Raw genomic sequence first — 26,098 nt, forward strand, 5'->3', positions numbered from 1 at the left:
GGCTTGTTATTCGAAAAAACCCCTTCCGGTGATCCGGTTGGGGTTTTTTTACGTCCAATGATTTGATGCATGGCATCGACCGGGTGCCACCTTGAAAGGAATATCTTGTCTGCCTTGCATACACTGGAGCAATTACGCGCCGGCCAACTGGCCGGCCTGCGCCGCCTGAAGCTGTCCTGCGGCTTGACGGACTTCCCACGCGAGATCTTCGACCTGGCCGACAGCCTGGAAATCCTCGACCTGTCCGGCAATGCGCTATCCTCGCTGCCCGACGATCTGCCGCGCCTGCACAAGCTGCGCATCATATTTTGCTCGGATAATCTGTTCACTACCTTGCCGGCCGTGCTCGGTTCCTGTCCTGGGCTGGAAATGATCGGCTTCAAGGCGAACCGCATACGCCACGTGCCGGCCGCAGCCTTGCCCGCCGCACTGCGCTGGCTGACGCTGACCGACAATGCCATCGAAGTCTTGCCTGATGAACTCGGCAAGTGCCGGCAATTGCAGAAACTCATGCTGGCGGGAAATTGCCTGAGCAGTTTGCCGGCATCGCTGGTGAACTGCCGCAAGCTGGAACTGGTGCGCATCGCCGCCAACCGCTTCACGGCGCTCCCCGATTGCCTGCTGGCCTTGCCATGCCTGAGCTGGCTCGCGTATGCGGGCAATCCCTTTACGGAAGCGCGTGAACTGGCGGCCCTGAGCGGCGCCGGGACGGCGGGCCTGGCCTGGCCGCGCCTGCAACTGGCGCAGCAGCTGGGCGAGGGGGCATCGGGCGTGATTTACCGCGCCCGCCTCGATGGTATCGAGGATGTTGCCGTCAAAGTGTTCAAGGGGGCGATAACCAGCGACGGCTTGCCGCGCAGCGAAATGGCTGCCTGTGTCGGCGCCGGCGCCCATCCGGGCCTGATCCCCATCCTCGGGACGCTCGATGCGCATCCGCAAGGGGCGCTGGGACTGGTCATGCCGCTGATCGATGTTGCCTACCGCAACCTCGCCGGGCCGCCCAGCCTGTCATCATGCACGCGTGATGTGTATGCCGAGGGCGTGCGCTTTGAGGCACCGCAAGCCCTGGCCATTGCCCAAGGCATCGCCTCGGCCGTGTGCCAGCTGCATGCGCACGGGATCGTGCATGGCGACTTGTATGCACACAATATCCTGCATGCGGACGGTGGCGCCTGCCTGCTCGGTGATTTTGGCGCGGCGTCGATGTTTGCGCCCGGCTCAGCGCAAGGGGAGGTGTTGCAGGGCATAGAGGCGCGCGCCTTTGGCGTGCTGCTGGGCGAGTTGATCGCGCATTGCGCGGCGTCCATGCCCAGTCTGCAGGCCATGATGGATGCTTGCCTGCAGGAAGAAGTATTGCGACGGCCCAAGTTCGACGTGATCGAACGGGCATTGCGGCAGATGCTCCCCGCATAAAAAAATGGCGCAGCCTTCGCAGGCTGCGCCATTTTCATGTCAGGCTGACAATATTCAGCCCGCTACCAGGATTTCTTTTTCCGGCAGGGCGATCTGGTTGTCGACGCTGAACTGGTAATCCTTGAAGACGTGTTCGGCCGTCAGGATCTGGTATTCGCCGTTGTCGAGCTTGTGCGTGGTGTCCTTCAGGCGATACGTGTAATGGCCGCAGGTCCAGCAGTTGAAGTTGCGCATGTGCGTGCACAGGCAAGTCTTGTCCATCACGACGACGGTTTTTTGTTCCGGATGGGCCGCCACTTCGCGGTTGTACGAGTTGATGTATGCGCAGTTGCCCGTCGCGTCGAGCAGGTAGCCATACGATTCGCAGCCTGGGCGGATACCGGCGCCGATGGCGGGCGTGTTCTTCAGCATGCGCATCGGGTAACCGGTCGGAGAGACGCCGTTGACGATGATGTCTTCTTCCGAGGCCTTGTAGTATTCCTGCTTGACCTTGTTCGGCAAGCCGCATTCCTTGGTGACGGTAAAGCGCGTCGCCACTTGCACGCCGGCTGCGCCCGCTTCCAGGAAGGAAACTGCGTCGCTGCCCGTGAAGATGCCGCCGGCGGCGATCAGCGGGATGTCCAGCTGTTCGGCTTTCAGGTAGGCCAGCAGTTCAGCCGTGATCGTGTGCAGGTCGTAATTGGCCCAGTCCATGCCGAAACCCAGGTGGCCGCCGGCCAAGGGTCCTTCGACGATGATGAAGTCGGGCAAACGGTCCAGCTTGGCGTTCTTGCGCAGGAAAATCTGCAAGGCGCGCACGGACGAGACGATGATGCCCAGCTTGGCGTCACGGAAACGCGGATGGTCGGCCATCAAGGCGAACGAACCGAAGTGCAGACCGGCGGACAGGGTGATGCCGTCGATGCCGGCGTCCAGCGCCGCATTCAGACGCACGCGCAAGGTTTCGCGGGGGCCGTTCATGGTCAGCTTTTCCATGCAATTGACGAAGATCAAGCCATCGCCTTTTTTCGCTTCCATGGTACGGCCGATGTGCAGACGCTGCGCTTCCGCCAGGCGGCCCAGGTCGAACTGCACCACGGCCTTGTCGCTGTTATTGATGTTGAATTTGTACAGTTTCGTCTTGTCTTTGACGAAGGTGGTGTCGAAACGGCGATCCGACACGTCTTCCACCATGGCATCGGAGATATGCCCGATACCGTTCAGCCGTGCCGCTTCCAGGGCCAGCTCCGACGTGGAAATATCCACACCCATTCCGCCTATCATGATGGGCACATATTCTTTTTTGCCAAATCGCAGGCGGAAATCATCAACACGTTTCATTGCTATCCTTAGACTACCGTGGTTATCACTGAGCCAGATGTACGGTCAAGCCCGCTGCCGGTCTCAGGCGCGCGGGCGCATGTAGCTGTGCGCAGCTTCAATTCTACCCCAAGCGGGCAGGTGCTCCGAGGCAGCTTGCCGCCATGCCGGTGCAAGCGCAGGCCGGAGCGTGCGCATCATCGAAATTAATCGCGGAAATTGTTAAATTCCAGCGGCATGTCGGGCACGTCCTTGCGCAGCATGGCCATGGCCGCTTGCAGGTCGTCGCGCTTGGCGCCCGTGACGCGCACGGCTTCACCCTGGATGCTCGCTTGCACTTTCATCTTGCTGTCCTTGATGACGCGCACGATTTTCTTGGCATCATCCGATTCGATGCCATTCTTGATCTTGATGATCTGCTTGACCTTGTCGCCGCCGATCTTCTTGATGTCGCCTTCGTCGAGGAAGCGCACATCGACCTTGCGTTTGGTCAATTTATTGGTCAGCACGTCGCGCACCTGGCTGAGCTGAAATTCCGAATCCGCGAATGCGGTCAATTCGTTTTCCTTGTGTTCGACGCGGGCATCGCTGCCCTTGAAGTCGAAGCGGGTCGTGATTTCCTTGTTGGATTGCTCGACGGCATTCTTGACTTCGATCATATCGGCTTCGGAGACTACATCAAATGACGGCATGGTCTGTTCCTTTTCTTGTTAAAGCGAGCGCGCGCTCGGCGCGCTGGGCCTTGGCGGCTGATTCTGCGCCATGGGACGGCCCTGTTAAAGATGCGACATTTTAACGGACAACGGGCAAGTCGCCCTTGTCCTGAGGTGGTTTTTTGTCGCTTTCGCTCTATAATCGAGCAAAATTTCCCTATCCCATGCATCCAGAGCTCACCATCGAACACAATTACAACCTCCAGCGCCTGAATACCTTCGGCATCGCGGCCCATGCGGCCGCCTACGTACGCATTACTTCGCAGGCCCAGCTGCAGGCCGCGCTGCAAGATCCCGCCCTGTCCGCCATGCCGCGCCTGATATTGGGCGGCGGCAGCAACATCGTGCTGACGGGCGATTTTCCCGGCGCCGTGCTGCACATGGCCACGCGCGGCATGCGCCTGGCGCAGGCGGACTTCGAGACGATACTCGTCACGGCCGCGGCCGGCGAAAACTGGCACGACTTCGTGCAGTGGACCCTGGCACAAGGCGTGGGCGGACTGGAAAACCTGTCCTTGATCCCCGGCACGGTGGGTGCGGCGCCTATCCAGAATATCGGCGCGTATGGCGTGGAAATCAAGGATTATCTGCATAAGGTGAGCGTCATGCACAGCGCCAGCGGCATCGTCTTCGACATGGACCGCGACGCCTGCCGTTTCGCCTATCGCGACAGCATCTTCAAGCAGGCCGACGGGCGCGAGCTGATCGTGCTGGAAGTGACGTTTGCCTTGCCCGCCGAGTGGCAGCCGAACTTGCGCTACGCGGAACTGGCGCAGGCCGTGGCCGAGCGCAATCTTGCCGAACCGACGCCGCAACAGGTGGCCGACACGGTGATGGCGATCCGCCGGAGAAAATTGCCGGACCCGGCCGTGATCGGCAATGCGGGCAGCTTCTTCAAGAATCCCGTGGTGTCACGCGAGCAATGTCTTGCCTTGCTGGAACGTTTCCCCGCCTTGGTGCACCATGCGCAGCCCGATGGCACGGAAAAGCTGGCGGCCGGCTGGCTGATCGATCAGTGTGGCTGGAAGGGGAAAAACCTGGGGCCCGCGGGAGTGTATCCCAAGCAGGCGCTGGTTCTTGTGAATAATGGCGGCGCTCGTGGCGCGGACATTACCCGGCTGGCGGAAGCGATACAGGATGATGTAGAGGCGAAATATGGCGTGCGCCTGTCGCCCGAGCCTGTGTTTGTTTAATCAAGCGAAGTGGCAGACGTAATCCACGGTTTCCGTTGTTTCGATGTCAAAATAGCTATTGCCCGGGATTTTGAATTCCGTGCCCGCGCCATAGCTGTTCCACTCCGTCGCGTCGGCCAGGCGCACCTTGCACAGGCCGCCGACGATTTCCATCGTTTCCGGCGCGCCCGTGTTGAAGCGCAGCGATGACGCGAAAATCACGCCCACGCTTTTCTTCGTGCCATCGGCGAGGATGACGTTGTGCGAGACGCATTTGCCGTCAAAGTAGATATTCGACTTCTTGACGACGCTGACATTGTCCAGTTGTGTGCTCATGCTTCACTTTCCTTGCTGTTAAAAATCAGTCCTGGACGTCATCGGCGCTCAGCACGCTGTTGCGTCCGCCGCGCTTGGCCGCGTACAGGGCCTGGTCGGCGCGGTTGATCAGTTGCTCGACCGTCGAGTCGGGCGAAGGTACGACGGTGGCCACGCCGATCGAGATGGTGACGATGCCCGTGCCTGCCGCCGGGTTTTCGATCTGCAAGCCTTCCAGATGGCGCCGGCATGCTTGGGCGATCAGCAGCGCGCCGGCCGCTTCCGTTTCCGGCAGGATCAGGGCGAATTCCTCACCCCCGTAGCGGGCGGCCAGGTCGGCCGGGCGTTTCAAATGTTCCGTGAGCACGGCGGCAACTTTTTTCAGGCACAGGTCGCCCGCCAGATGGCCGAAATGGTCGTTATAGCTCTTGAAATGGTCGATATCGCAGAACAGCAGGCTCAGCGGCGCCTTGTCGCGCTGGCCCCGCTGCCATTCGAAATGCAGGGTTTCATCGAAACGGCGGCGGTTGGCGATGCCCGTCAAGCCATCGAGGGCGGCCAGTTTCTGCAATTCAATGTTCGCGTCCGCCAGGTTCTTTTGGCTTTCGCGCAGGAAACGAAAAGCCTGGTCGCGCTGCAGGCGGCTGATGTGCGCGTTGGAATGGTAGCGTATGCGCGCCAGCAGCTCCAGGCGGTCCGGCAGTTTCACCACATAATCGTTGGCGCCGACGGCAAAGCTGTGGGCCTTCAGTTTCGGGTCGTCCTTGGCCGACATCACGATCACCGGCACGTGCGCGAGCGCCTCGTTTTCGCGGTACTGCTGGATCAAGGCGAAGCCGTCGATGCCCGGCATCACCAGGTCTTGCAGGATGACGGTCGGTTGCAAACGCTGCGCCGTGTCCAGCGCCTGCGTGGCGTCGGTCACATAATGAAATTCGATATCCTGCTGGTCGCTGAGCATGCGGCGGACTGCCTCGGCAATGATCAACTGGTCGTCCACCAGCAGCACGCTGACCTTGAATTCGGTCAATGCGGGTTCATGCTGGGTGAAGCTGGAGGAGAATTCTGGCATTGCATTCTTTTCAGATGTTAGGGGAGGGCTCCCACCCATTGTTGAGTTTGGCGCCCAGGCGGCCGCGCAGGCTGGCGCCTATTCTATCCAATGGCAGGATTTGCTGCGCCGCATCGAGTTCAGCCGCCGCACGCGGCATGCCATACACGGCGCTGCTGGCCTGGTCTTGCGCGATCGTCGTCTTGCCTGCGCGGCGCATGGCCAGCAAGCCGTCGCCGCCATCGCGCCCCATGCCTGTGAGCAATACGCCGATGGCGTCGCCGCGCCAGTGCTGCGCCACGCAGTTGAAGAAGACATCGACGGACGGGCGGTAAACATAGTCGCGCGGTGCTGCATCGTAACCCAAACGATAATTTTGATCTAGCAGCAAGTGGTCATTGGTCTTGGCGATCAGTACCGTGCCGGACACCAGTTCATCGCCTTCGGCGATCACGCGCACGGGCATGCTGAGCTGGTCATCGAGCCATTTGGCGAAGTGCGAGGCGAAGGTTTCATCGATGTGCTGCACCACCACGATGGCGCAGCCGGGCGGCGCCGTCCAGCCGGCCAGCACCTTGGCCACGGCCGAGGGGCCACCCGTCGAGGCGCCGATGGCCACCAGGGTCGATACCTGGCCGTCGCCCCGTTCGCCGTTATTGCCGTTCGCCGGGCGCGGCGGCGGTGCTTCGGCGCTGTGGCGTATCAGCTTGCCGATGGTCTTGATCTTGGCCAGCAGTTCGCTGTCGCCGCCCACTTCCCCCTGCAGCACCGGCGTGGCCGTGACGTCGAGCGCGCCCGCGCCCAGCGCGCGGAAGACCTGGTTGACATTGTCCTGCGGGCGGCCCGTGACGACGAGGATGGCGCACGGGCTTTGCTCCATGATCAGGCGCGTCGCTTCCACGCCATCCATCTCCGGCATGTTCAGGTCCATCAGGATCAGGTCGGGGCGGTTGCCCTCGCACATGCGCACGGCCTCGAGCCCCGTGCGGGCGATCCACAGCACCTGGTGTTCCTGCGTACTGGCGACCACCCGGCGCAGGGCCTCGGCGGCCATGGCGACATCGTTGGCAATGGCAATTTTCATGAATGACGGCTCATAAGCGGGCATCTCCTATCAGGTCGGCCACCGCGTCGAGCAAGGTCTCGTCGTGGAAGCTGCCTTTGGTCAGATAATAATCGGCGCCGGCGGACAGGCCGCGCGCGCGGTCTTCCGGGCGGTCCTTGTACGAGACGATCATCACCGGCAGCTTGTGCAGGTGCAGGTCCTTCTTGATCAGCGAGACCAGTTCGATGCCATCCATGCGCGGCATGTCGACGTCGGTGATCACCAGGTCGTACTCGCCGCTGCGCACCACGTTCCAGCCGTCGATGCCGTCGATGGCCACGTCGACCTCGAAACCGCGCGCCAGCAGCAGCTTGCGCTCCATCTCGCGCACCGTCAGCGAATCGTCGACGACGAGGATGCGCTTGGCGCGGCGCTGCTGCGCGTGGCCCGCCTGCGCCAGCTGGTGCAGGCCGCCTTCGTGCAGCAGCTTGTCGATCGACAGCAGCAAATCGGGCACGTCGAGGATCAGCACCGGCTCGCCGTCGTCGAGCAGGGCGGCGGCGGAAATGTCGCGCATCTTGCCGAAGATCGGATCGATGGCCTGCACCGCCAGGCTTTGCTCGCCGCGGATGGCGTCGACCACCAGCGCATAGCTTTGCTTGCCGCGCCCGATCACCACCACCGGCAAATCGTCGGTCTGGCTGGCCGCTTCGCCCAGTTCCAGCACCTGCGCGGCCGACACAAGGCCCAGATGTTCGCCCTTGAGTTCGAAGAACTGCTTGTTTTCCAGGGTATGGATGGCCGCTTGCGGCACGCGCACCACGCTTTCCACCTTGACGATGGGGATGGCATAGGCTTCGCCGTGCACGTCGACCACCAGCGCGCGCACGATCGATTGCGTCAGCGGCAGGGTGATCAGGGCGCGGAAGCCGCGGCCCGGCTCCGATTCCAGGCGCACCGTGCCGTTTTGCTGGCGTATCGTCTCGTGCACGATGTCGAGGCCCACGCCGCGCCCGGACAATTGATTGGCCGTCGCCTTCAGGCTGAAGGCGGGGAGGAACAAAAACTCCAGCAGCTCGCCCGGCGACAGCGCGGCGGCCATGGCGGGACTGGCCATCTTGCGCTCGATGACGGACTGGCGGATTTTTTCCAGGTCGACGCCGCGCCCGTCGTCGCTGATCTCGATGCTCAGCATGCCGGCGCGGTGGCGCGCCTCCATGCGTATCGTGCCCATCGCTTCCTTGCCCGCGTCGATGCGTTCGTACGGGCCTTCCATGCCATGGTCGATGGCATTCCTGAGCATGTGGTTCAGCGGGCTTTCGATCTTCGCCAGGATGTCGCGGTCGACCAGGGTGTCTTCGCCTTCGATCTCCAGCTGCACTTCCTTGCCCAGGCTGCGCGCCAGGTCGCGCACCATGCGCGGAAACGCATGGATGCCGTCGCGGAAAGGGCGCATGCGCAGGGCCAGCACTTCGTCGACCATGCCTTGCGAGACGGCCAGCAGGCGCCGCTCATAGGTTTCGATGTCGGCGATGTGCTCGAGCATGAACTGCTTCAGCGGTTGCGTCTTTTGCAGCGCCAGCAGGGACTTTTCCATCAGGCCCGGGTCGGCCAAGCGGGCAATGGCTTCGTGCAGGTGCTCGATGGCGGAAAACAGGCTGCTCTGGTTGCGCTTGAAACGCTGCAGGGCACCGACGAACGGGTGCATCTGGTGCGCATTGATGCGCGATTCGCTGGCCAGCGACAGCAGCTTGTCGAAGTTTTGCGCCACAGCCTTGGCCGGTGCGGCACCCGCACGCGGGGCAGGCGCGGCCGCCGACTCAGGCTCTTCGCCTGCCAGGCCGCTGGCCACGGGAGCCTGCAGTTCGGTCGGGTTGGGCGTTTCCTGCGGCAAGGGGGCGGGAGCGGAGGCAGGCAACGAGGGCAGGGCCGGCAATTCGGGCAGGTCGGCGATGCCGGCGATGGCGTTCAGGGTCTGGTCGATCTGCGCCGCATTGGCGGCCAGCCACGCTTCGGCGCCCGCATCGTCCAGGCGCGACAGCTGCACGATCAGGTCGACGCCCGACAGCAGTACGTCGACCCGTTCCGGCGTCAGCTTCAAGCGGCCGTGCTGGGCGGCGACAAAGCTGTCTTCCATGCCGTGCGCCAGCTGCACCACTACCTGCAGGCCGACGATGGCGGCGGCACCCTTGATCGAGTGCGCCGCGCGCATCATCGCCTCGACGGCCGCCGCGTCGCCCGCATGGCGCTCCATGGCCAGCAAGCCGTCGGTGAGAATCTGGGTCTGGCTGTCCGCCTCCATGCGGAACAGGTCCAGCATGGAAAAGGCGCTCAGGTCGCCGTGCTGGTCCTGGCTCATCGTAATAGTCTCGCAAGTTGAAAGCCGATCAGCGCCGTGTCGAGGCAGCCGATGCGCATGTCGCCCTCGGTGATGACGCCGGACAGGAAGCGCGACAGGCCCTTGTTGATGGTCGCCGCCGGCGCCTGCACCTTGGCCGAGGCGTAGCGCACGATGCCGTGCAGGTCGGCCACGGGCAGGGCGTAAGCTTGTTCTTCCCAGCGCAGCAGCAGCAGGCGCGCAAAGGTGTGGCGGCCGCGGGCCGGCGGCGCGCCCTGTTCGTCGATGCCAAGCAGGTGTGCCAGCGACATGCATGGATACAGCTTGCCGCCGATATTGACGATGCCGGACAGGCCGCGCCCGCTGCGGTGCGGCAGCACATGCGGCTTGGCTTGCGGCGCCACGGCGTCGAACACGCGCGTGGGCAGCGCCAGCCATTCGCGGCCGATGCGAAATACCAGCGCCGAGCTGTCGCGCACTTCGCCGCCCGCATCGATCTGGCGGAAGTGGCTGGCCCAGTCGCGCTGGTAGTGTTCGTCCACGGGGCGTTGCAGGTTGCGCCGGGCGGCGCCCGCGTACACGTCGCAGTTGCGGCAATGCACGTTGGCTGGCAGCTTGGGGCAGCTCTGGTCGCCGACCACGCCGATATGGTTCCAGCAGTCGTCAATAGCAGCGGGGGACTCGGTGGCGATGAGATTTGTCATGCTTGCCCCTTAGTTGGACGCCTGGCGGCGCTCGTAAATGCGTGCCGCGCGCGCCTTCAGGGTGGCGGCGGCCGTTTGGTTGCCATTGCGTTCGGCCAGCAGGGCCAGATGGCACAGCGCCTCGTAATGGTCGGGCTGCAGGTAGATGCAGCGGCGCCAGTAGTCGTCGGCCAGGTCCATCTTGCCGGCCAGTTCATTGATGATGCCCAGCATGAAATACGCTTCCGCCGCCTCGGGCACTTTCGCCAGGTGCGCGTGGCATTTGTCGCCGGCCTCGCGCAACTGGCCGCGGTCGGCCAGCAGGCGCGCCTCTGCCAGCAAATCGGCTTGCGCTGCCGGCGCGGGCGATGGCACGGACACGGGGCGCGTGCGCGGCACCGCCGACGCGGCGGAAGAGGGGGCTGCTACTGCAGCGCGCCCTGGCGCGGGCGGCACGCTGCGCAGGGGACGCGCGACAGGCAGCGGCGCCACTAGCACGGGGCTGGCCGGCGCCGCTGTTTCCTTCTTCAGGGCGAAAGCCTGGCGGAACTGCAGCGGCGCAAAGCCGTTCTGGCAGAACGACGGCACTTCCGCATAACCGGCCAGCAGCATGCCGTCGTCGGCCAGCAGGGCGGACAGGTTGGCGATGGCGGCGCGCGTGGTCGGTTTGTCGAAGTAAATCAGCAGGTTGCGACAGAAGATGACGTCGTAATGTTTGTTGCAGCTGGCGGTATCGAACTGCAGCAGATTGCCCTGCCTGAAGGTCACCTGGTCGCGCAGGGAGTCGATGATGCGGTAGGCGTCGTCGGCCACGTGCGTGAAATAGCGTTCGCGGAAGGCCACGTCCTGCGCGCGGAAGGCGTTGCGGCCATACACGCCGGCCTGCGCCCGCTCGATGCAGCCGGGGCTCAGGTCATACGCGTCGATGCTGAACGCCTGTTTCGGCACGCCGCCGTCGCGCAGCGCCATGGCCATCGAATACGGTTCCTCGCCGCCCGCGCACGGGATCGACAGGATGCGCGTGGCGCGCCCGCGCGCCCAGCGTTCCTGCACCAGTTCGACGGTGGCGTAGAACGCCTGCGGGTCGCGGAACAGCCACGATTCGGGCACCACCACCAGTTCGATCAATTGCGTCATTTCGGCCGGCGTGAGCGCCTGCAGGTAAGCCTGGCTATCGGCAAAGCCCGTCCGCTCCATGCGCTGATTGACGGCCCGCTCGGCCACGGATTTGGACACCGACAGGCCGGTCGCGCGGCGCAGCAGGGCTTGCGCCGTCATGCCGCGCTCGCTTCCTGAAACAGCAGCGCGCGCACGTCCGGCGGCAGCAGGTGTTCCAGCTCGACCAGCTGCACGATGCCGTCGGCGTCGCTGGCCACCTGGCCCAGGAAGGGCGCCGTCGCCACGCCGCTGTCCTCAAGCCCTTGCGGGGCGATGTCGGCGATGCCGCGCACCTGCGAGGCCAGCAAGCCCAGCGCGTGCGTCGTCCCGCCGTCCGGTGCGCGGTAGTCGACGATGACGATGCGCGTGTCGAACTGCGCGGCGGCGGGCGGCAGCCCGGCCAGGCGCGACAGGTCGATCACGGGCACGGGCGTGCCGTGCAAGTCCATCAGGCCGGCCACGTAGTCTGGCGTGAGCGGCAACTGCTTCAGCTCCAGCAGCGGCAGCACGCGCACGATGCCGGCCAGGGGCAGGCCATAGCGGTCGCGTCCGATGTGAAAGAGCAGCACTTTCATGGGATCAGATGGTGACGGCGAAGGTCGATACGCTCGACTGCAGGTCGCCCGCCGCATATTGCAGCTGGTGCACCGCCTCGCTGGTGGCTTTCAATGACTCCACCGTTTGCTGCGTGGCGTCGTTGAGCTGCATCATGGTGTCGGAGATTTGCGAGGCGCCGATCGCCTGCGACTGCATGCCTTGCAGCACGGCGTCGAACTGCGGCGTGAGCTTTTGGACCTGGTCCATCACGGACGACAGCTGCTCGGCCACCTGGCGCACTTCGCCCACGCTGCGGCGAATTTCCTCTGAGAATTTATCCATGCCCATCACGCTGGCGGACACGGCCGACTGCATTTCCTTGAGCATTTGCTCGATATCCCAGGTGGAAACGGAGGTCTGGTCGGCCAGGCGGCGGATTTCCGTCGCCACCACGGAAAAGCCGCGGCCCGCCTCGCCCGCTTTTTCCGCCTCGATGGCGGCGTTCAGCGACAGGATGTTGGTCTGGTCCGCCACCTTCGTGATGGTGATCAGCACGCTATTGATATTGCTGGCCTTTTCCGACAAGGCGGCCAGCTTGGCGTTGATGGAATCGGTGGCCGAAACCATATGCTGCATGGTCGAATCCATGCGCTTGAGGTTATTCTGCGCTTCGGCCGTGGCATTCGTCGTGTAGTCGGCCACGGCGGTGGCGTCTTCCATGGTTTTGAGCAACTGGCTCGTGTTGGCCGAGATTTCCTTGGTGGTGCTGAGAATTTCCACGCTCGTTTGCGCTTGCTCAATGCCCGTGGCTTCCTGCTGGCGCGCCGAGGCGGCAATTTCCGTGGCGGACGTCGTCACCTGGATGCCGGCCTTTTGTACATTGTTGAGCAGGCTGCGCAGGTTTTCGAACATCTTCGCCAGGCCATTGCCTAGTTGCCCGATGGCATCGCTGCCCGTGATGCTGACCTTGCCCGTCAGGTCGCCCGAGGCCGCCTTGGATACCACATCCAGCAAGGAATCGACCTTGGCCCGCAAGGTGTTGGTGGCGGCCAATTCGTTGGCCTGGTTGTCCTGGATGGTTTGCGCCATGCGGTTGAACTCTTCCGTTACCTTGCCCAGTTCGTCGCGCGAGAGGATGGCGGCGCGCGCGCTTTGCTCGCCGCCGGCGATGCGCCCGACGGCGTCCGTCAGGCTGTTCAGCGGGCCGAGGATGGCACGGCCCAGCAGATAGGAAATGCCCAGCGCCAGCACCACGCACAGCAGGCCGCCCAAGGCCAGGGTCAACATCATGGTTTCCTGCAATTTTGCCGTGGTGGCCGTGCGTTCGGCCAGCAAGCGGGTTTCCTCGGCGGCCACTTCGTCGAGCAGCTTGTTCGCTTGCGCGACAGCCGGGTAGCCGCTTGGCGGCATGGAGCGCGCCACCGCTTCCGTGGCGCCCGGGGCATTGCCCAGCGCGCGGCGCTTCTCGATCAGGGGAGTGATCCATTCCTTGACCCAGGTGGTGGTCAGCTGGTCGATCTTGCGGAAGCGTTCCGACTGCAGCTTGTTGTCGACCGTCATGGCGATGGCTTTTTGCGTGTGTTGGCTCAGCATTGCCGTTTCATCGGTTTCCGGCGTCAGCGAGGCTTCGTTGCCGGTCAGGATGAAACCGCGCGCTTCCACCTGGATTTGCAGGATGGAATTGTGGATCTTGTCGATCTCGACCAGCACTTCCATCGTATGGCGGTCCCATGCATTAGCCTCGGACAGCCGCGAAAAGCTGTTGTAGGCCACGCCCAGCAGGATCAGGATGATGGCCACGATGGAGCCGAAGCCCAGGTACAGTTTATTCTTGATACTCAGGTCTTTGAACATGGTGGCTCCGGAAGCGGGAAGTTTTCGACTAAGAGCGCCTAACAGAACCGTAGCGAGCGGCAGCGAGTTGCGGCTGAGAAGCGCAACTGTGCGCATGCACAGTGAGCATCGCAGGCCGCAAATCGCGCCGCGCAGTAGGTTATGTTAGGTGCTCTAAATTGCACTGTAGCATTTTGCCATGCGGACAGCAAAATGGGGGTGATCCGGGCGCGCGCAGGGCCGTAAATCGCGGCCGAGTGCGTTTCAAACGTAAAAAAGCCGCCCGTGGGCGGCTTGAGCTGGCGCGGGAGCAGGTGCCCCCTGGCTAACTAATTACTTCTGGCCCCGTTTTTCGCGGGCGATGGCGGCGATGCGCATGCGCAAGGCGTTCAGCTTGATGAAGCCGCCGGCGTCGGCCTGGTTGTAGGCGCCGCCGTCTTCGTCGAAGGTGGCGATGTTCATGTCGAACAGCGAATCGGTCTTCGAATCGCGGGACACAACGATGACATTTCCCTTGTACAGCTTGATGCGTACCCAGCCGTTCACGGTTTCCTGCGTGTGGTCGATCAGGGTTTGCAGGGCAACGCGCTCGGGCGCCCACCAGTAGCCGTTGTAGATCATCGATGCGTAGCGCGGCATCAGGTCATCTTTCAGGTGGGCCACTTCGCGGTCCAGGGTGATCGATTCGATGGCGCGGTGGGCCTTGAGCATGATGGTGCCGCCCGGGGTTTCATAGCAGCCGCGCGACTTCATGCCGACGTAGCGGTTTTCCACCAGGTCCAGGCGTCCAACGCCATGCTTGCCGCCAACCTTGTTCAGTTCGGCCAGCACGGTCGCCGGCGACATGCGCACGCCGTTGATGGCGACGATGTCGCCTTTTTCGTATTCGATGTCCAGGTATTCCGCTTCGTCCGGCGCCTTTTCAGGGCTGACGGTCCAGCGCCACATGGTTTCTTCCGCTTCGGCGCTCGGGTTTTCCAGGTGGCGGCCTTCAAAGCTGATGTGCAGCAAGTTGGCATCCATCGAGTACGGCGCGCCGCCGTTCTTGTGCTTCATGTCGATTTCGATGCCGGCGTCTTCCGCGTACTTCAGCAGTTTTTCGCGCGACAGCAGATCCCACTCGCGCCATGGGGCGATGATCTTCACGCCTGGCTTCAGGGCGTAGGCGCCCAGTTCGAAACGCACCTGGTCGTTGCCCTTGCCGGTCGCGCCGTGCGAGATGGCGTCGGCGCCCGTGGCGTTGGCGATTTCGATCAGGCGCTTGGCGATCAGCGGACGGGCGATCGAGGTGCCCAGCAGGTATTCGCCTTCATACACGGTGTTGGCGCGGAACATCGGGAAGACGAAATCGCGCACGAATTCTTCGCGCACGTCTTCGATATGGATGTTTTCCGGCTTGATGCCGAATTTGATGGCCTTGGCGCGCGCCGGTTCCAGTTCTTCGCCCTGGCCCAGGTCGGCCGTGAAGGTGACGATTTCGCACTGGTAGTTATCTTGCAGCCATTTCAGGATGACGGAGGTGTCGAGTCCGCCGGAATAGGCCAGGACTACTTTTTTAATGTCGCTCATATTGCTTCCAGTTGTCGTTGTCGATGTATGTATTGCGATGCTGCCAGGTTTTTTTTTATGCAGTGCCGGGCGAATTATTGGATTTTACCGAGTAACAGGTATTCGATCAGCGCTTTTTGCACGTGCAAGCGGTTTTCCGCCTCGTCCCACACGACCGATTGGGGGCCGTCGATCACTTCGGCGGCCACTTCCTCGCCGCGGTGGGCGGGCAGGCAGTGCATGAACAGCGCGTCGGGCGCGGCGCGGGCCATCTTCGCGCCATCGACGATCCAGCCGTCGAAGGCGGCGATACGGGCCGCGTTTTCCGCCTCGTAACCCATGCTGGTCCACACGTCCGTGTTGACCAGGTGCGCGCCTTCGCAGGCGTCGGACGGGTTGGCGAAGAAGGTGTAGCGCTCCGTCTTGACTTGCGACAGGTCGATGTCGTAGCCCTTCGGCGTCGATACGTTGACGTGGAAGCCGAACACTTCGGCTGCCTGCAGCCACGAGTACAGCATGTTGTTGGCGTCGCCGATCCAGGCGACGACCTTGCCGGCGATCGAACCGCGGTGTTCGATGTAGGTGAAGATATCGGCAAAGACCTGGCACGGGTGGTGTTCATTGGTCAGGCCATTGATCACCGGCACGCGCGAATTGGCGGCGAAACGCTCGATGATTTCCTGGCCGAAGGTACGCACCATGATGATGTCGCACATGCGCGACATGACCTGGCCCGCGTCTTCCACCGGCTCGCCGCGGCCCAGCTGGGAGTCGCGCGTGTTCAGGTAGATGGCGGCGCCGCCCAGCTGGTGCATGCCGGCTTCGAACGACAATCGCGTGCGGGTGGAGTTCTTTTCAAAGACCATCACCAGGGTGCGGTCGATCAGTGGATGGTAGATTTCGTAATTCTTGAACTTGCGCTTGATCAGATGGGCGCGTTCGATCACATATTCATACTCTTCCAACGTGAAATCGGAGAACTGGAGGTAGTGCTTGATCGGTTTTTTTGTCGACATAATGACCACTTGAAGATGCGCAGGCCGCCGGCGGCGTGCCTTTCCCGCCGGGTTGCATCAGCGTACAACATCTCGTCTGATGACTGCCTCGCCCGGCGCGCTGCTGTGTTGATCGGTGCCCGCGCCTGTTTGTCGCGCGGGTCGATGCGGTTTGCCAAGTTGTAAATCATGCAATGGCAGGGACTTCAGCCATTCAATTATAAGGGTTTTGCTTTTAGATTGGAAAGACTGGCCGGACGGGTACTTGTGTAGACAAGTATCCGCGTCCAGCCATGGTCTTGCCGGCATCAATAGATGCTGGCCGGGCTGGCCGCATCGATCTGCGGCGCCACCAGGGGCAAGTCCAGCGTGAAATGCGTGCCGGCGGGGCTGCTGGCCACCTGGATGGTGCCGCCCAGCAGGGCCGTGACGATGTTGTAGCTGATCGACAAACCGAGGCCGCTGCCGCCCTGGCCCAGCTTGGTGGTAAAGAACGGGTCGAAGATGCGCGACAAATGCTGTTGGGCGATGCCGCCGCCATTGTCGGCGAAGACGATCCGCACGCGCGCGCCATCGGGCGTGGCGGACAAACGCATGCAGCCCTTGCCGGCGGCGCCGTCATTGGGCGCGGGAGCGAAGGCGTGCAGCAGGGCGTTGTTGATCAGATTGGTGATCACCTGGCCGAACGGGCCCGGATAGCTGTCCAGCGAGATGCCGAACGCGATATCCGTCTCGATGCGGTGGCCCGAGCTGCGGATGCGGTTCATGACGGTGGCGATGATTTCATTGCTCACCTGCTGCAGGTCGAACTGGCGCCGTTGTTCGGTGGTGCGGTCGACGGCCACCTGCTTGAAGCTGTTGACCAGGTCGGCCGCGCTGTGCAGGCCGCGCATCACCAGCGCCGATGCCTTGCCCGCATCGTCGATGTAGGCGGCCAGGTCCGAGCGTCGCAGGCCGGGACCGTTCATCAGGCGTTCCACGTCTTCCGTCTTTTGCAGCATGGTGCTGGCGATCAGCAGGCTGTTGCCGATCGGGGTGTTGAGTTCATGCGCCACGCCCGCCATCAGCGAACCGAGGGCGGCCAGTTTTTCCTGCGATACCAGTTGCGCCTGGGCGTCTTGCAGTTGCCGGTAGGCGCTGGCATTGTCGAGCGCGATGGCGCCATACGCGCACAGGGTGCGGAAGATCAGGCGTTCGCGTTCGCCGTAGGCATGTGCATGGCAAGCCTGCACCGTCATCACGCCCAGCACGCGTTCGCCCACCGTCAAGGGCACGTACAGCACGCTCTGGTTATGCAGGGTGCCGGGCACGGTGTAGGCGTGGCGCTTGGGCGGCACCTGGTCGATATACACTTCGCGCCGGCCCAGCAGGCAGCGCACGGAATAGGCGCGCGGGTTACTCAGTGGAATGGCGTTGTCGGACAGGGGCCGGCCGGCTTCCACGCCGTGCGCGCGGCGCAGCGCCGTGCCCGCCGCATCGAGCATGTAGACGGCGAAGGTGTTGACTGGCAGCAAGGCATGCACGTGGCGGTCCAGTACCTGGAACACGGCGCTGGCGTCGAGGTGCGTGGTGATTTCCTGGCCGATGGCCGACAGCCGCTCCAGGGTCTCGCTGGTCTGCTGCAATACTTCGGCGCGGCGCGCTTCGGAGGCGGCCAGTTCGCGGTGGTGATAGCCTTCCGAGCGCGCATGTTCCGTCTGGTGGTAAACCTGCATGGCGGTGGCGCGGTTGCTCGCCTGCTGGGTGTGGCTTTTTTCGCGCGCCACGCCCGCCGCGAGGGCGATATCGTAGGCGCGCGCATAGTCGCCCGCATGCGCGTACTCGCGCGCCAGCGCATCGAGCAGTTCGCCCGGCGGTACATAGCCTTCGATGGAGTCGGCCACCTGCAGTGCCTGGTGCAGGAAATGCAGGGCGGGATTGCGTTCCTGCATGCCTGCGGGCGGCGGCAAGTCGTGGCGCGCATGCAGCATGGACAAAACGCGCAGCGCCGCCACCTGGTGCATGGCGTCGCCTTGCGCCGTGGCCAGCTGGCAAGCCCGTTCGGCCGCCTGCAGCGCCTCGTCCGGACGGTCCAGGTAGGACAGCGCGTGGGCGCTGCCGCGCTGCGCCATGCTGCGGAAATCGGCCTGGCCCAGCGCTTCGGCGCGCTGCGCCAGCCGGCTGAAGGCGTCGAGCGCCGTGTCGTAGTCGCCCTTGTCCAGGCTCAGTTCGCCCAAGTGGAACAGGGCATTGGCATAGGTGCGCGCGCCCGCCACGGGGGCCAGGATGTGCAGCGCTTCGCGCAGCAGTGTTTCGGCGTCGGCCAGGCGCCCCAGCTTGCGCATGGTTTCGGCCGTATGCGTCTGGCAGGCGCCGATGCTGCGCGGCCAGCCGGTGGGACGCGCCAGGTCCAGCGCGCACTGCATCCATTCGAGGGCCGATTCGTTGTCGTTGAGGCTGGAGAAACAGTCGCCGATATTGATGGCGGCCGTGATCGCGCCGCGCAGCTGGCCGCTTTCCAGGGCCGCCTCATAGCTTTGCATGTAGTGGCCGGCGGCCGTGCCCAGGTCGCGCGACGTGTGCGCCAGCAAGCCGCGAAAGTCGTGCACCCAGGCGGCCAGCGGCGCGGGCAGCTTGCCGCTGGCGCCGTCGGCCTGGAAGTGGCCGCCCCATCGGACCTGGGCGGCCGGCGCGTCGTGCAAGACGGCCCAGCGCGCCGTGGCCGCGTCGGCCAGGCCGGCGCGCATCGCATCGCCGGCGCTACGCGCTTGCTGCGCCGCGGCCAGCAGTTCGGCGTCGCAGCGGGCATGGTCGCCCCGGTCGACGGCGATCGAGGACAGCAGCCAGTGGGCGTCGGCGCAGCCGGCGCCGTCGCCGTGTACTTCGCAGGTGGCGCGCGCCGCCAGGGCCAGGCTTTCGGCCGCATCGAGTGCGCCTTGCAGCCATGCCACTTCCGCCTGCACCAGTTGCAGACGCGCTTGGGCGCGGGCCAAGGCGGGTGGCGACAGTTGGACGTGGGGCAACAAGGCTGCCGCTTCGGCTGCATGGTGCAGAGCCTGTGCGCAGTTGCGCTGGCGCAAATGCCATGCCAGCAACAGCAGCAGCGGTACGCGCCCGGTGCCGCGCAACGGCAGCAATGCGCTTTCCCACTGCGCTACGTCATGTTCGAGCGCGAACATTTCCATTCAAGCATTCTCCCCGCAAACAGTGGCGCCAGCCTGCGACCGCACAGGCCATGCGTCATCGCATTGTAAGCTGCATTCAGGGGAATTGTTCAGTCCGCAGGGCAGAATTGTGCGTCCCGCCCGGCCGCCACGACAGGGCGTTTCTCCGGCCGTGCTACGGCCGGCCGCAGGCGTCTAGCGTGACACGAGGCGGATGCGGGCGCTGCCGTCCATGGTGCTGGCGCTGCGCATGTCGGCAGGCATGCGCAAGCCGGGCAGGAACTGGGCGTCGTCGATCACCACGCGCTCGCCCGTATTGCTGAAAACGAAGGTCGAGCCCTTTTTGCTGACAAACTGGCCCGGCCCGGTGGGATAGATTTCCACGCTGGGCTTTGCATGCAATTCCCTGTCGTCGATCAGGCGGCCAAAGAAATGGGTGTCCTGCTGCTGGACTTCCAGCCGTTGTCCATTCGACAGGCGGTATTGCTGCTCGATGTCTAAGGCTTCCTGTGCCGTGACGTGATAGTAGGTGCCAGAGGTGACGCGCACGCTGTCTGCGGCTTGCGGCGTCATCGCGGTTTGGGCCTGGGCCGTGCCGCCGGCAAGGGCAAAGATAGCGACGAGGAGGGGGAGTAAGCGTTTGGTCAGCATGACATTCACCTTCGATCAGGATGGCAGGATGGAGAGTAGTTAGATCGTGTGGTCGCTGGCGGGTTTCCGGCAGCGACTGGTGTCAAGTTAGCAAACGCGCCTGGCCATCGCCAGCGGCAGGCGACGGGCGGCAGGTTTGACGCGCTGAAATGCCTAAAACGGCGGATGAACGGTTTTGGGATTAAAGTCGAAAAGCAAGCTCGGCCGCAAAATTAAATTTTGCCGACCGAGGTTTTGTTGTGGCTTTATTTGTGCTGCGGCATGTGGTTAATACAGCGTCTGCGCCGATTCGTGCAGCAGCTGGCCATACAGGGTATGGCGCATCTTGGCGATCTTGCCTTCCGACAAGGCTTGCAGGATGGCGCATTGCGGCTCGATCAGGTGGCGGCAGTTATAGAACTTGCAGCCGCCCAGGTAGGGCTGGAATTCGCGGAAGGCGCGCTCGAGCATGCCTTCGGACAGGTGATACAGACCGAATTCCTGGAAGCCGGGCGAGTCGATGATGGAACTGTTGGCGCCCAGTTCATCGAGCTTGTACAGCCGCGTAAAGGTCGTCGTGTGTTTGCCCGTGTCGAGCGCGGCCGAGATTTCGCGCACGGCGATGTCGGCGTCCGGCACCAGCAGGTTGATCAAGGATGACTTGCCCATGCCCGACTGGCCGATCAGGATCGACGACTGGCCCGCCAGCAGCGGCGCCAGGGTGGCCACGGCGTGCTCAGGTTCGGCGCGTGCCGACACTTCATCGACGGGATAGCCCATCGAGGAATACGGCAGCAGGCGCTCGCGGGCGCGTTCCAGCGAAGCGGTCACGTCCGTTTTGTTCAGGATGATGCGCGCCTCGATGCCGGCCGCGTCGGCCGCCACCAGCGAGCGCGAGATCAGGTCGTCGGCAAAGCCCGGTTCCGTCGCCACGACGATGAACAGCTGCGTCAAATTGGCGGCCAGCAGCTTCGATTTGTACTGATCCGAGCGGTACAGCAGGGTCTTGCGTTCCTCGATGCGGTCGATGACGGCCTGGTCGTTCGAGGTGCGCGTCAGGTGCACGATGTCGCCCACGGCCACATTGGTTTTCTTGCCGCGCGTTACGCATTGCAGCTTGGCGCCGTCCACGTCGGCCAGGTAATGGCGGCCGTGGGCGGCGATGATGACGCCCGTCAACTTGCCTTCGCTCATGGGGCCACCTGGCTGCTCTGGTAAATGAGGTCGGCCTTGGCGGCGCAGATGAAGTCGTTTTCGGACAGGCCGCCGGCGCCCTGGTTGACCGAGTGCGTGTCGTAGCGCACGGCGCAGGTTTTGTAAGTAATGATGAGCTCCGGATGGTGGTCTTGCGTATGGGTCATATAGGCCAGGGCGTTCACGAACGCCAGGGTCTGGTAGTAATTCTTGAAGCCGAAGTCGCGGCACAGCTTGCCATTTTGTACTGTCCATTGCGGCAGCAGCGCGTGCAGGGTGGCGACGCCGGTGTCGCCCAGCGCGTGCTGGCGCGGCGCGCAGGACAGTTGGGCCAGCTCTTGCAGTGTGGATGGCGTATTCATGTCGTAGCCCCTTTCAGGTGGCGGATGCGCACGCTGGCCGGCGGGTGGCTATCGTAAAAGGCCGAGTGCAGCGGGTCAGGCGTCAGGGTCGACGCATTGTCTTCATACATTTTCACGAGGGCCGAGACCAGGTCGTCCGCCTGCGTGTGCGTGGCGGCAAAGGCGTCGGCTTCGAATTCGTGCTTGCGCGAGCTGAGCGAGGTCAACGGTCCCAGCAGGAAGGTAAAGACGGGCAAGGCCAGCATGAACAACAGCAGGGCTAGCGCGTCCGTCGGCTGGCCCGTCAAGGCCAGCGCGACAGGGTCGACGCCCAGGCCCGCATAGAACCATGGCTGCGTTTTCAGGAAGCCCAGCAGCGCCAGAAAGCCCAGCGAGATGACGAACATCATGGCGATGCGCTTGACGATGTGCTTGAGCTTGAAGTGGCCCAGTTCATGCGCCAGCACGGCTTCGATCTCCTGCGGCGCCAGGCGCGACAGCAGTGTGTCGAAGAAGACGATGCGCTTGTTGGCGCCAAAGCCCGAGAAATACGCATTGCCGTGGGCGCTGCGCTTCGAGCCATCCATGACGAACAAGCCTTTCGAAGCGAAACCCACGCGCTGCATCAAGCCTTCGATGCGGCTTTTCAGCGCTTCGTCGGCCAGCGGCGTGAATTTGTTGAACAGGGGCGCGATGACGGTGGGAAACAGCACCATCATCAGCAGCTGGAAGCCGCTCCAGACGAACCACGCGTACAGCCACCACAGGCCGCCCGACTTGGCCATCAGGGTCAGCACGACCCAGATCAGCGGCAGGCCGATGGCAGCGCCCAGGCCCACGCCCTTGAGCATGTCCGTGAAGAACAGCTTGCGCGCCATGGTATTGAAGCCGAAACGTTGTTCCAGCACAAACTGGCGGTAATAGTCGAAGGGCAGGTCGATCAGGCCGGAAATGATGGCAAAGGCGGCGATCAGGCCGATCTGGTACAGCATGGGTGAACCCGCGCCCATCCAGTCATTCAGGTGCAGCGCCAGCCATTGCAAGCCGCCCAGCAGGGTAAAACCAATCAGCACGGCATAGTTGACCAGCAGGGTCAGCAGGCCGAACTTGGTCTTCGCCACCGTGTAGTCGGCCGCCTTCTGGTGCGCCGCCAAGGGGATTTTTTCCGCGAATTCGGGCGGGACTGCCGCGCGGTGCGCCAGCACGTGGCGGATCTGCCGCGAAGCGAGCCAGAAGCGCACGGCCAGGGTCAAAACGAGGATGGATACAAACAAAATCGAAAACGCGAGTGAATACATTCTGTGCCTGTGAGAAAATGGCTGATTATTTAGTTTGATTAGGCCAAGAGAGAATTATGTCACAAGCGACCGACTTAACCGCATCCACCCCCGCACCCGCCGTGCCAGCACGTCCCAACGAGATGAACCTGGTCTGGGTCGACATGGAAATGACGGGCCTGGAGCCTGATACCGACCGCATCATCGAGGTGGCGGTGGTGGTGACGGACATGCACTTGAACCTGCTGGCCGAAGGCCCCGTGTTCGTGATTCACCAGTCGGATGAAACCCTGAACAAGATGGACGCCTGGAACAAGGGCACGCACGGCCGCTCGGGCCTGATCGACAAGGTCAAGGCGTCGACCGTGACGGAAGCGCAGGCGGAAGCGGAGCTGATCGCGTTCCTGAAGAAATACGTGCCTGCTGGCAAGTCGCCCATGTGCGGCAACACCATCGGCCAGGACCGCCGCTTCATGGTGCGCGGCATGCCGAAGCTGGAAGCATTCTTCCACTATCGCAATGTTGACGTATCGACATTGAAAGAGCTGTGCAAGCGCTGGAAGCCGGAAATCGCCACCGGTTTCAAGAAACACCAGAAGCACACGGCGCTGGCCGATATCCTCGAGTCGATCGAAGAATTGAAGTACTACCGCGAGCATTTCATTAAATTGTAATGGGGTTGTCGGCTTAGGCGCTGCGCGCTAAGCCGACCTACCTGCTCTGATCGGTTTCTCCGGTTGCTTTCCGGGTGTTGTCGGCTTACGCGCTGTGCGCTAAGCCGACCTACGGGGCATTGCAACCTCTGGCGTAGGTCGGGTTAGCGCCTTGGCGCGTAAGCCGACACAGCCGCCTCAAAGGCAAGGCTGTGCCAAACCCCATCCTCACCCCGCCACTCCAGCGCAAACGCTCCCGTTTGCCGCAAGTCCGTAATCCAGCGCACTTCGCCAGGCTGGCGGTAGTATTCCGCGCACTGGCCGAACCCCTGTTCCAGCCGGCAAATCACCAATCCTTCGCCCGCCACGGCGCACCATTGCTCATGGTCATCGATCAAGGCCACGGCCGGGTCGCCATAGAATTCGCCCAGGCTGGCGTGACGCCCATCGGCGGCCGTCACCCTGGCATGTTCGTATTCGTGCTGGACAATATAGTCGGCGCTGCGCGCCAGTTCGTGTGTCGTCATGCTGTCTCCACGGTGGGCCAGACGGTTTCCTGGTCGGCGCGCGCTTCGGCGATCAGCCATTCGCAAAACGCGTGCACGAGGGGCCGCGTTTCCGCCTGGGGCGAACGCAGCAGATAATAGCAGTGGGGGCCGCGCACGGCGTGTTCGAACACGCGCACCAGGCGGCCCGAGCGCAGGTCGTCGCCGATCAGGGGACTGGCGGCAATGGCCACGCCCTGGCCGCTGGCGGCTGCGTCCAGGCATAAATACGTGTGTGAAAAGCGCGCGCCGCTGTTGCCGCTATTGCCGCTGTAATGCACGCCGCAGCTGTGCAGCCAGCGCGTCCAGTCGATTTCGCCGGGCAGGTGCACTTCCGGCTCGTCGTGCAGCAGCGGATAGCGCAGCAGGTCGGCCGGCTGGCGCAGGCTGGCCGCGTTGGCGCGGAAACCGGGGCTGCAGACGGCGGAAAACCATTCTTCCATCAATAGATCCACTTTGAGGCCCGGATAGCGGCCTGGTCCCAGGCGGATGGCCACGTCCACGCCATCGCGCGCCAGGTCGACCGGGTGCATGGACGCCAGCACGCGCAGTTCGATCTGCGGGTAGCGGTCGCGCAGCCGGCCCAGGCGCGGCATCAGCCAGCGCGAGACGAGCGAGCTGGTGGCCGTCACCGTGACGACCTTGTCGTCGCCCTGGCGCCGCGCCTGTTCGGAGACGTCGGCCAGCTGGTTGAGTATCGGCCCCAGCGAAGCCGCATAGCGCTGGCCGGCGCTGGTGAGCACCACGCCGCGCGGCAGACGCTGGAACAGCACGATGCCGAGCCACGCTTCCAGCTGTTTGACGTGGTGGCCGATGGCGCCGGCCGAGACGTGCAATTCTTCGCCCGCGCGCTGGAAACCTTCATGGCGGGCGGCCGCCTCGAAGGCGTGCAGGGCGGCGAGCGGTGGCAAGGGACGTGACATGGCGTTCTTAATAGAATTGAGCCTCAGTAATATTCGGCCTATCCGTGAAGAATATTGGTTTGTTTCATTTTGCGCAAGCGAATATGATGCCGTCACTGCGTGAATTGACCCGCAATAGGATTCACGCATGAATCATCCCCAGCCTTGCTTGGCATTTATATTTACAACGCCTGGGGAAACCGCCGCGATACGCAGCAGGTTTGCCCAGGTGTACTCAAAGAGGTTAGTCATGTCTGATCGCCGCGCCGTTGCGCTGGTGTTGCTGTCGGCCGCCGGTTTCGGCAGTTCCGCAGTGTTTGCCAAGGCGGCCTATGCGTCCGGGGTCAACCCGTCGACCATGCTGGCCTTGCGTTTCGTCATCGCCGCCATGTTGTTGCTGCCGCTCGTGTGGCTCGGTGGCTGGCGCTTGCCGCGCGGCCGCCTGCTGGCCGGCTACATGCTGATGGGCCTGATGTACACGGCCCAGTCGCAAGGCTATTTCAATGCCCTCATGTATGCCAGCAGCGGCCTGTGCGGCATGCTGCTGTACGTGTATCCCGTTCTGGTCACCATCCTCGCTCTGGCCCTGGGCTGGGAAAAGCTGGACCGGCGCATGCTGGTGCTGATGGCGCTGGCCATTGCCGGCATGGCCATCACCCTGGGCGGCAAGCTGCAGGGCCAGCCCATCGGCATCGCCCTGGCCTTGATGGCGGCCGGCGTGTACGCCGTGTACATCCTGTTTGGCAACAGCCTGTCGAAAAGCCGCGAGAATATTCACCCATTGGCCGCTTGCGTCGTGATTCTGGGCACGGCGGGCCTGTCGAACAGTGCGATTGCCTTGTGGCAAGGTGTGTCCTTGCCGGGCACGGCGACGGGCTGGCTGGCCGTCAGCGCCATCGCCCTGTTCTCGACGGCCATCGCGATCGCCGCCTTCTTTGCCGGCGTGGCGCAGATCGGCGCGGCCAAGGCGTCCATCATTTCGACGTTTGAACCCGTCATCACGATGGCGTTCGGCGTGACCTTGCTGAAGGAATCCGTCAGCGGCACGCAGTTGCTGGGCGGCGCCATGGTGCTGGCCGCCGTGGTCTTGCTGGCGCAGCGGCCCGCGCCCAAGGCAGCGGCCATGCCGGGCGTGCAGGCCAGCGCCTGATCCTGTTTTTCCCGAACTGATCGGTTGTCTCGATCGGTCTCCTTTGGCGCCGCGACGGGTTTCCTGTCGCGGCGCTTTTTTTATGCGCACATAAATAAGACTTGATTGCGAATGATTCTCATTTATAATTAACGTCAATTTCCCCACCACCAGCCAGCCCATG

23 protein-coding genes are annotated in these 26,098 nt (G+C 63.2%); 4 read left to right on the plus strand and 19 right to left on the minus strand.

Annotation, left to right across the window (positions count from 1 at the left end):
• Positions 1-114: 114 nt before the first annotated feature.
• The gene (locus JAB8_RS16450) at positions 115-1,413 is read left to right on the plus strand and encodes a leucine-rich repeat-containing protein kinase family protein (protein ID WP_254679530.1); all 1,299 of its coding nucleotides are present in this window, start codon (positions 115-117) and stop codon (positions 1,411-1,413) included.
• A 54-nt stretch (positions 1,414-1,467) separates the two neighbouring features.
• On the opposite strand, the gene JAB8_RS16455 is transcribed toward JAB8_RS16450, so the two are convergent.
• Both JAB8_RS16455 and JAB8_RS16460 read right to left on the minus strand, forming a co-directional pair.
• Positions 1,468-2,733 (minus strand): nitronate monooxygenase, encoded by a 1,266-nt coding sequence (locus tag JAB8_RS16455; protein ID WP_070290627.1) that lies wholly within the window; start codon positions 2,731-2,733, stop codon positions 1,468-1,470.
• Positions 2,734-2,918: 185 nt separating this feature from the next.
• Positions 2,919-3,404, minus strand: coding sequence for a YajQ family cyclic di-GMP-binding protein (locus tag JAB8_RS16460; RefSeq protein WP_034759416.1), 486 nt, complete (start codon positions 3,402-3,404; stop codon positions 2,919-2,921).
• 185 nt (positions 3,405-3,589) lie between these two features.
• Between JAB8_RS16460 and murB the strand changes: the two genes are divergently transcribed.
• Positions 3,590-4,618: a UDP-N-acetylmuramate dehydrogenase gene (gene murB, locus JAB8_RS16465; RefSeq protein WP_070290628.1), complete on the plus strand. Its 1,029-nt coding sequence runs from the start codon at positions 3,590-3,592 to the stop codon at positions 4,616-4,618.
• On the opposite strand, the gene JAB8_RS16470 is transcribed toward murB, so the two are convergent.
• The 15 genes from JAB8_RS16470 to JAB8_RS16540 form a co-directional block, all read right to left on the minus strand.
• Positions 4,619-4,933 carry a pyrimidine/purine nucleoside phosphorylase gene (locus tag JAB8_RS16470; protein ID WP_070290629.1) on the minus strand — a complete coding sequence of 105 codons (315 nt, stop codon included), beginning with the start codon at positions 4,931-4,933 and terminating at the stop codon, positions 4,619-4,621.
• A gap of 25 nt (positions 4,934-4,958) precedes the next feature.
• The gene (locus JAB8_RS16475; RefSeq protein WP_070290630.1) at positions 4,959-5,984 is read right to left on the minus strand and encodes a diguanylate cyclase; all 1,026 of its coding nucleotides are present in this window, start codon (positions 5,982-5,984) and stop codon (positions 4,959-4,961) included.
• A 10-nt stretch (positions 5,985-5,994) separates the two neighbouring features.
• Positions 5,995-7,047 (minus strand): chemotaxis-specific protein-glutamate methyltransferase CheB, encoded by a 1,053-nt coding sequence (cheB, locus tag JAB8_RS16480; RefSeq protein WP_070220069.1) that lies wholly within the window; start codon positions 7,045-7,047, stop codon positions 5,995-5,997.
• A 10-nt stretch (positions 7,048-7,057) separates the two neighbouring features.
• On the minus strand, positions 7,058-9,367 hold the full coding sequence (locus tag JAB8_RS16485; protein ID WP_070290631.1) for a hybrid sensor histidine kinase/response regulator: 2,310 nt from the start codon (positions 9,365-9,367) through the stop codon (positions 7,058-7,060).
• On the minus strand, positions 9,364-10,050 hold the full coding sequence (locus tag JAB8_RS16490) for a chemotaxis protein CheW (RefSeq protein ID WP_070290632.1): 687 nt from the start codon (positions 10,048-10,050) through the stop codon (positions 9,364-9,366). Before JAB8_RS16490 ends, JAB8_RS16485 begins: the two co-directional genes overlap by 4 nt.
• Positions 10,051-10,059: 9 nt before the next feature.
• Positions 10,060-11,307 (minus strand): protein-glutamate O-methyltransferase CheR, encoded by a 1,248-nt coding sequence (locus JAB8_RS16495; protein WP_070290633.1) that lies wholly within the window; start codon positions 11,305-11,307, stop codon positions 10,060-10,062.
• On the minus strand, positions 11,304-11,762 hold the full coding sequence (locus JAB8_RS16500) for a chemotaxis protein CheW (protein WP_070290634.1): 459 nt from the start codon (positions 11,760-11,762) through the stop codon (positions 11,304-11,306). The genes JAB8_RS16495 and JAB8_RS16500 overlap by 4 nt, the downstream gene beginning before the upstream one ends.
• A gap of 4 nt (positions 11,763-11,766) precedes the next feature.
• Positions 11,767-13,578, minus strand: coding sequence for a methyl-accepting chemotaxis protein (locus JAB8_RS16505; protein ID WP_070290635.1), 1,812 nt, complete (start codon positions 13,576-13,578; stop codon positions 11,767-11,769).
• Positions 13,579-13,890: 312 nt separating this feature from the next.
• Positions 13,891-15,126, minus strand: coding sequence for an argininosuccinate synthase (locus tag JAB8_RS16510; RefSeq protein ID WP_034759383.1), 1,236 nt, complete (start codon positions 15,124-15,126; stop codon positions 13,891-13,893).
• A gap of 74 nt (positions 15,127-15,200) precedes the next feature.
• Entirely contained in the window at positions 15,201-16,121 is a 921-nt protein-coding gene (argF, locus tag JAB8_RS16515; protein ID WP_070290636.1) for an ornithine carbamoyltransferase, read from the minus strand.
• Positions 16,122-16,408: 287 nt separating this feature from the next.
• Complete coding sequence (locus tag JAB8_RS16520) at positions 16,409-19,258, minus strand: ATP-binding protein (RefSeq protein WP_254679527.1); 2,850 nt, start codon at positions 19,256-19,258, stop codon at positions 16,409-16,411.
• Positions 19,259-19,438: 180 nt separating this feature from the next.
• Positions 19,439-19,894: a hypothetical protein gene (locus JAB8_RS16525; RefSeq protein ID WP_070220085.1), complete on the minus strand. Its 456-nt coding sequence runs from the start codon at positions 19,892-19,894 to the stop codon at positions 19,439-19,441.
• 267 nt (positions 19,895-20,161) lie between these two features.
• Positions 20,162-21,067, minus strand: a complete 906-nt coding sequence (rsgA, locus tag JAB8_RS16530; RefSeq protein WP_034785059.1) for a ribosome small subunit-dependent GTPase A — start codon at positions 21,065-21,067, stop codon at positions 20,162-20,164.
• Positions 21,064-21,429: a 4a-hydroxytetrahydrobiopterin dehydratase gene (locus tag JAB8_RS16535; RefSeq protein ID WP_070220087.1), complete on the minus strand. Its 366-nt coding sequence runs from the start codon at positions 21,427-21,429 to the stop codon at positions 21,064-21,066. Before JAB8_RS16535 ends, rsgA begins: the two co-directional genes overlap by 4 nt.
• Positions 21,426-22,706 (minus strand): M48 family metallopeptidase, encoded by a 1,281-nt coding sequence (locus JAB8_RS16540; RefSeq protein ID WP_070290638.1) that lies wholly within the window; start codon positions 22,704-22,706, stop codon positions 21,426-21,428. The genes JAB8_RS16535 and JAB8_RS16540 overlap by 4 nt, the downstream gene beginning before the upstream one ends.
• 56 nt (positions 22,707-22,762) lie before the next feature.
• Here JAB8_RS16540 and orn point away from each other — a divergent pair, with 56 nt between their 5' ends.
• A complete protein-coding gene (orn, locus tag JAB8_RS16545; protein WP_170846480.1) occupies positions 22,763-23,359 on the plus strand; it encodes an oligoribonuclease in 597 nt (198 codons plus the stop codon).
• A 143-nt stretch (positions 23,360-23,502) separates the two neighbouring features.
• Here the strand turns inward: orn and JAB8_RS16550 are convergent, their stop codons facing one another.
• Together JAB8_RS16550 and gcvA are read right to left on the minus strand one after the other, a co-directional pair.
• Positions 23,503-23,865 carry a hypothetical protein gene (locus tag JAB8_RS16550; RefSeq protein ID WP_070290639.1) on the minus strand — a complete coding sequence of 121 codons (363 nt, stop codon included), beginning with the start codon at positions 23,863-23,865 and terminating at the stop codon, positions 23,503-23,505.
• Positions 23,862-24,806 (minus strand): transcriptional regulator GcvA, encoded by a 945-nt coding sequence (gcvA, locus tag JAB8_RS16555; RefSeq protein ID WP_070220093.1) that lies wholly within the window; start codon positions 24,804-24,806, stop codon positions 23,862-23,864. The genes JAB8_RS16550 and gcvA overlap by 4 nt, the downstream gene beginning before the upstream one ends.
• Before the next feature lie 229 nt (positions 24,807-25,035).
• On the opposite strand from gcvA, the gene JAB8_RS16560 reads away from it, so the two are divergent.
• The gene (locus JAB8_RS16560) at positions 25,036-25,935 is read left to right on the plus strand and encodes a DMT family transporter (protein ID WP_070290640.1); all 900 of its coding nucleotides are present in this window, start codon (positions 25,036-25,038) and stop codon (positions 25,933-25,935) included.
• Positions 25,936-26,098: the final 163 nt, after the last annotated feature.

The sequence above is a fragment of the Janthinobacterium sp. HH106 genome, assembly GCF_001758725.1.
Lineage (GTDB): Bacteria > Pseudomonadota > Gammaproteobacteria > Burkholderiales > Burkholderiaceae_D > Janthinobacterium.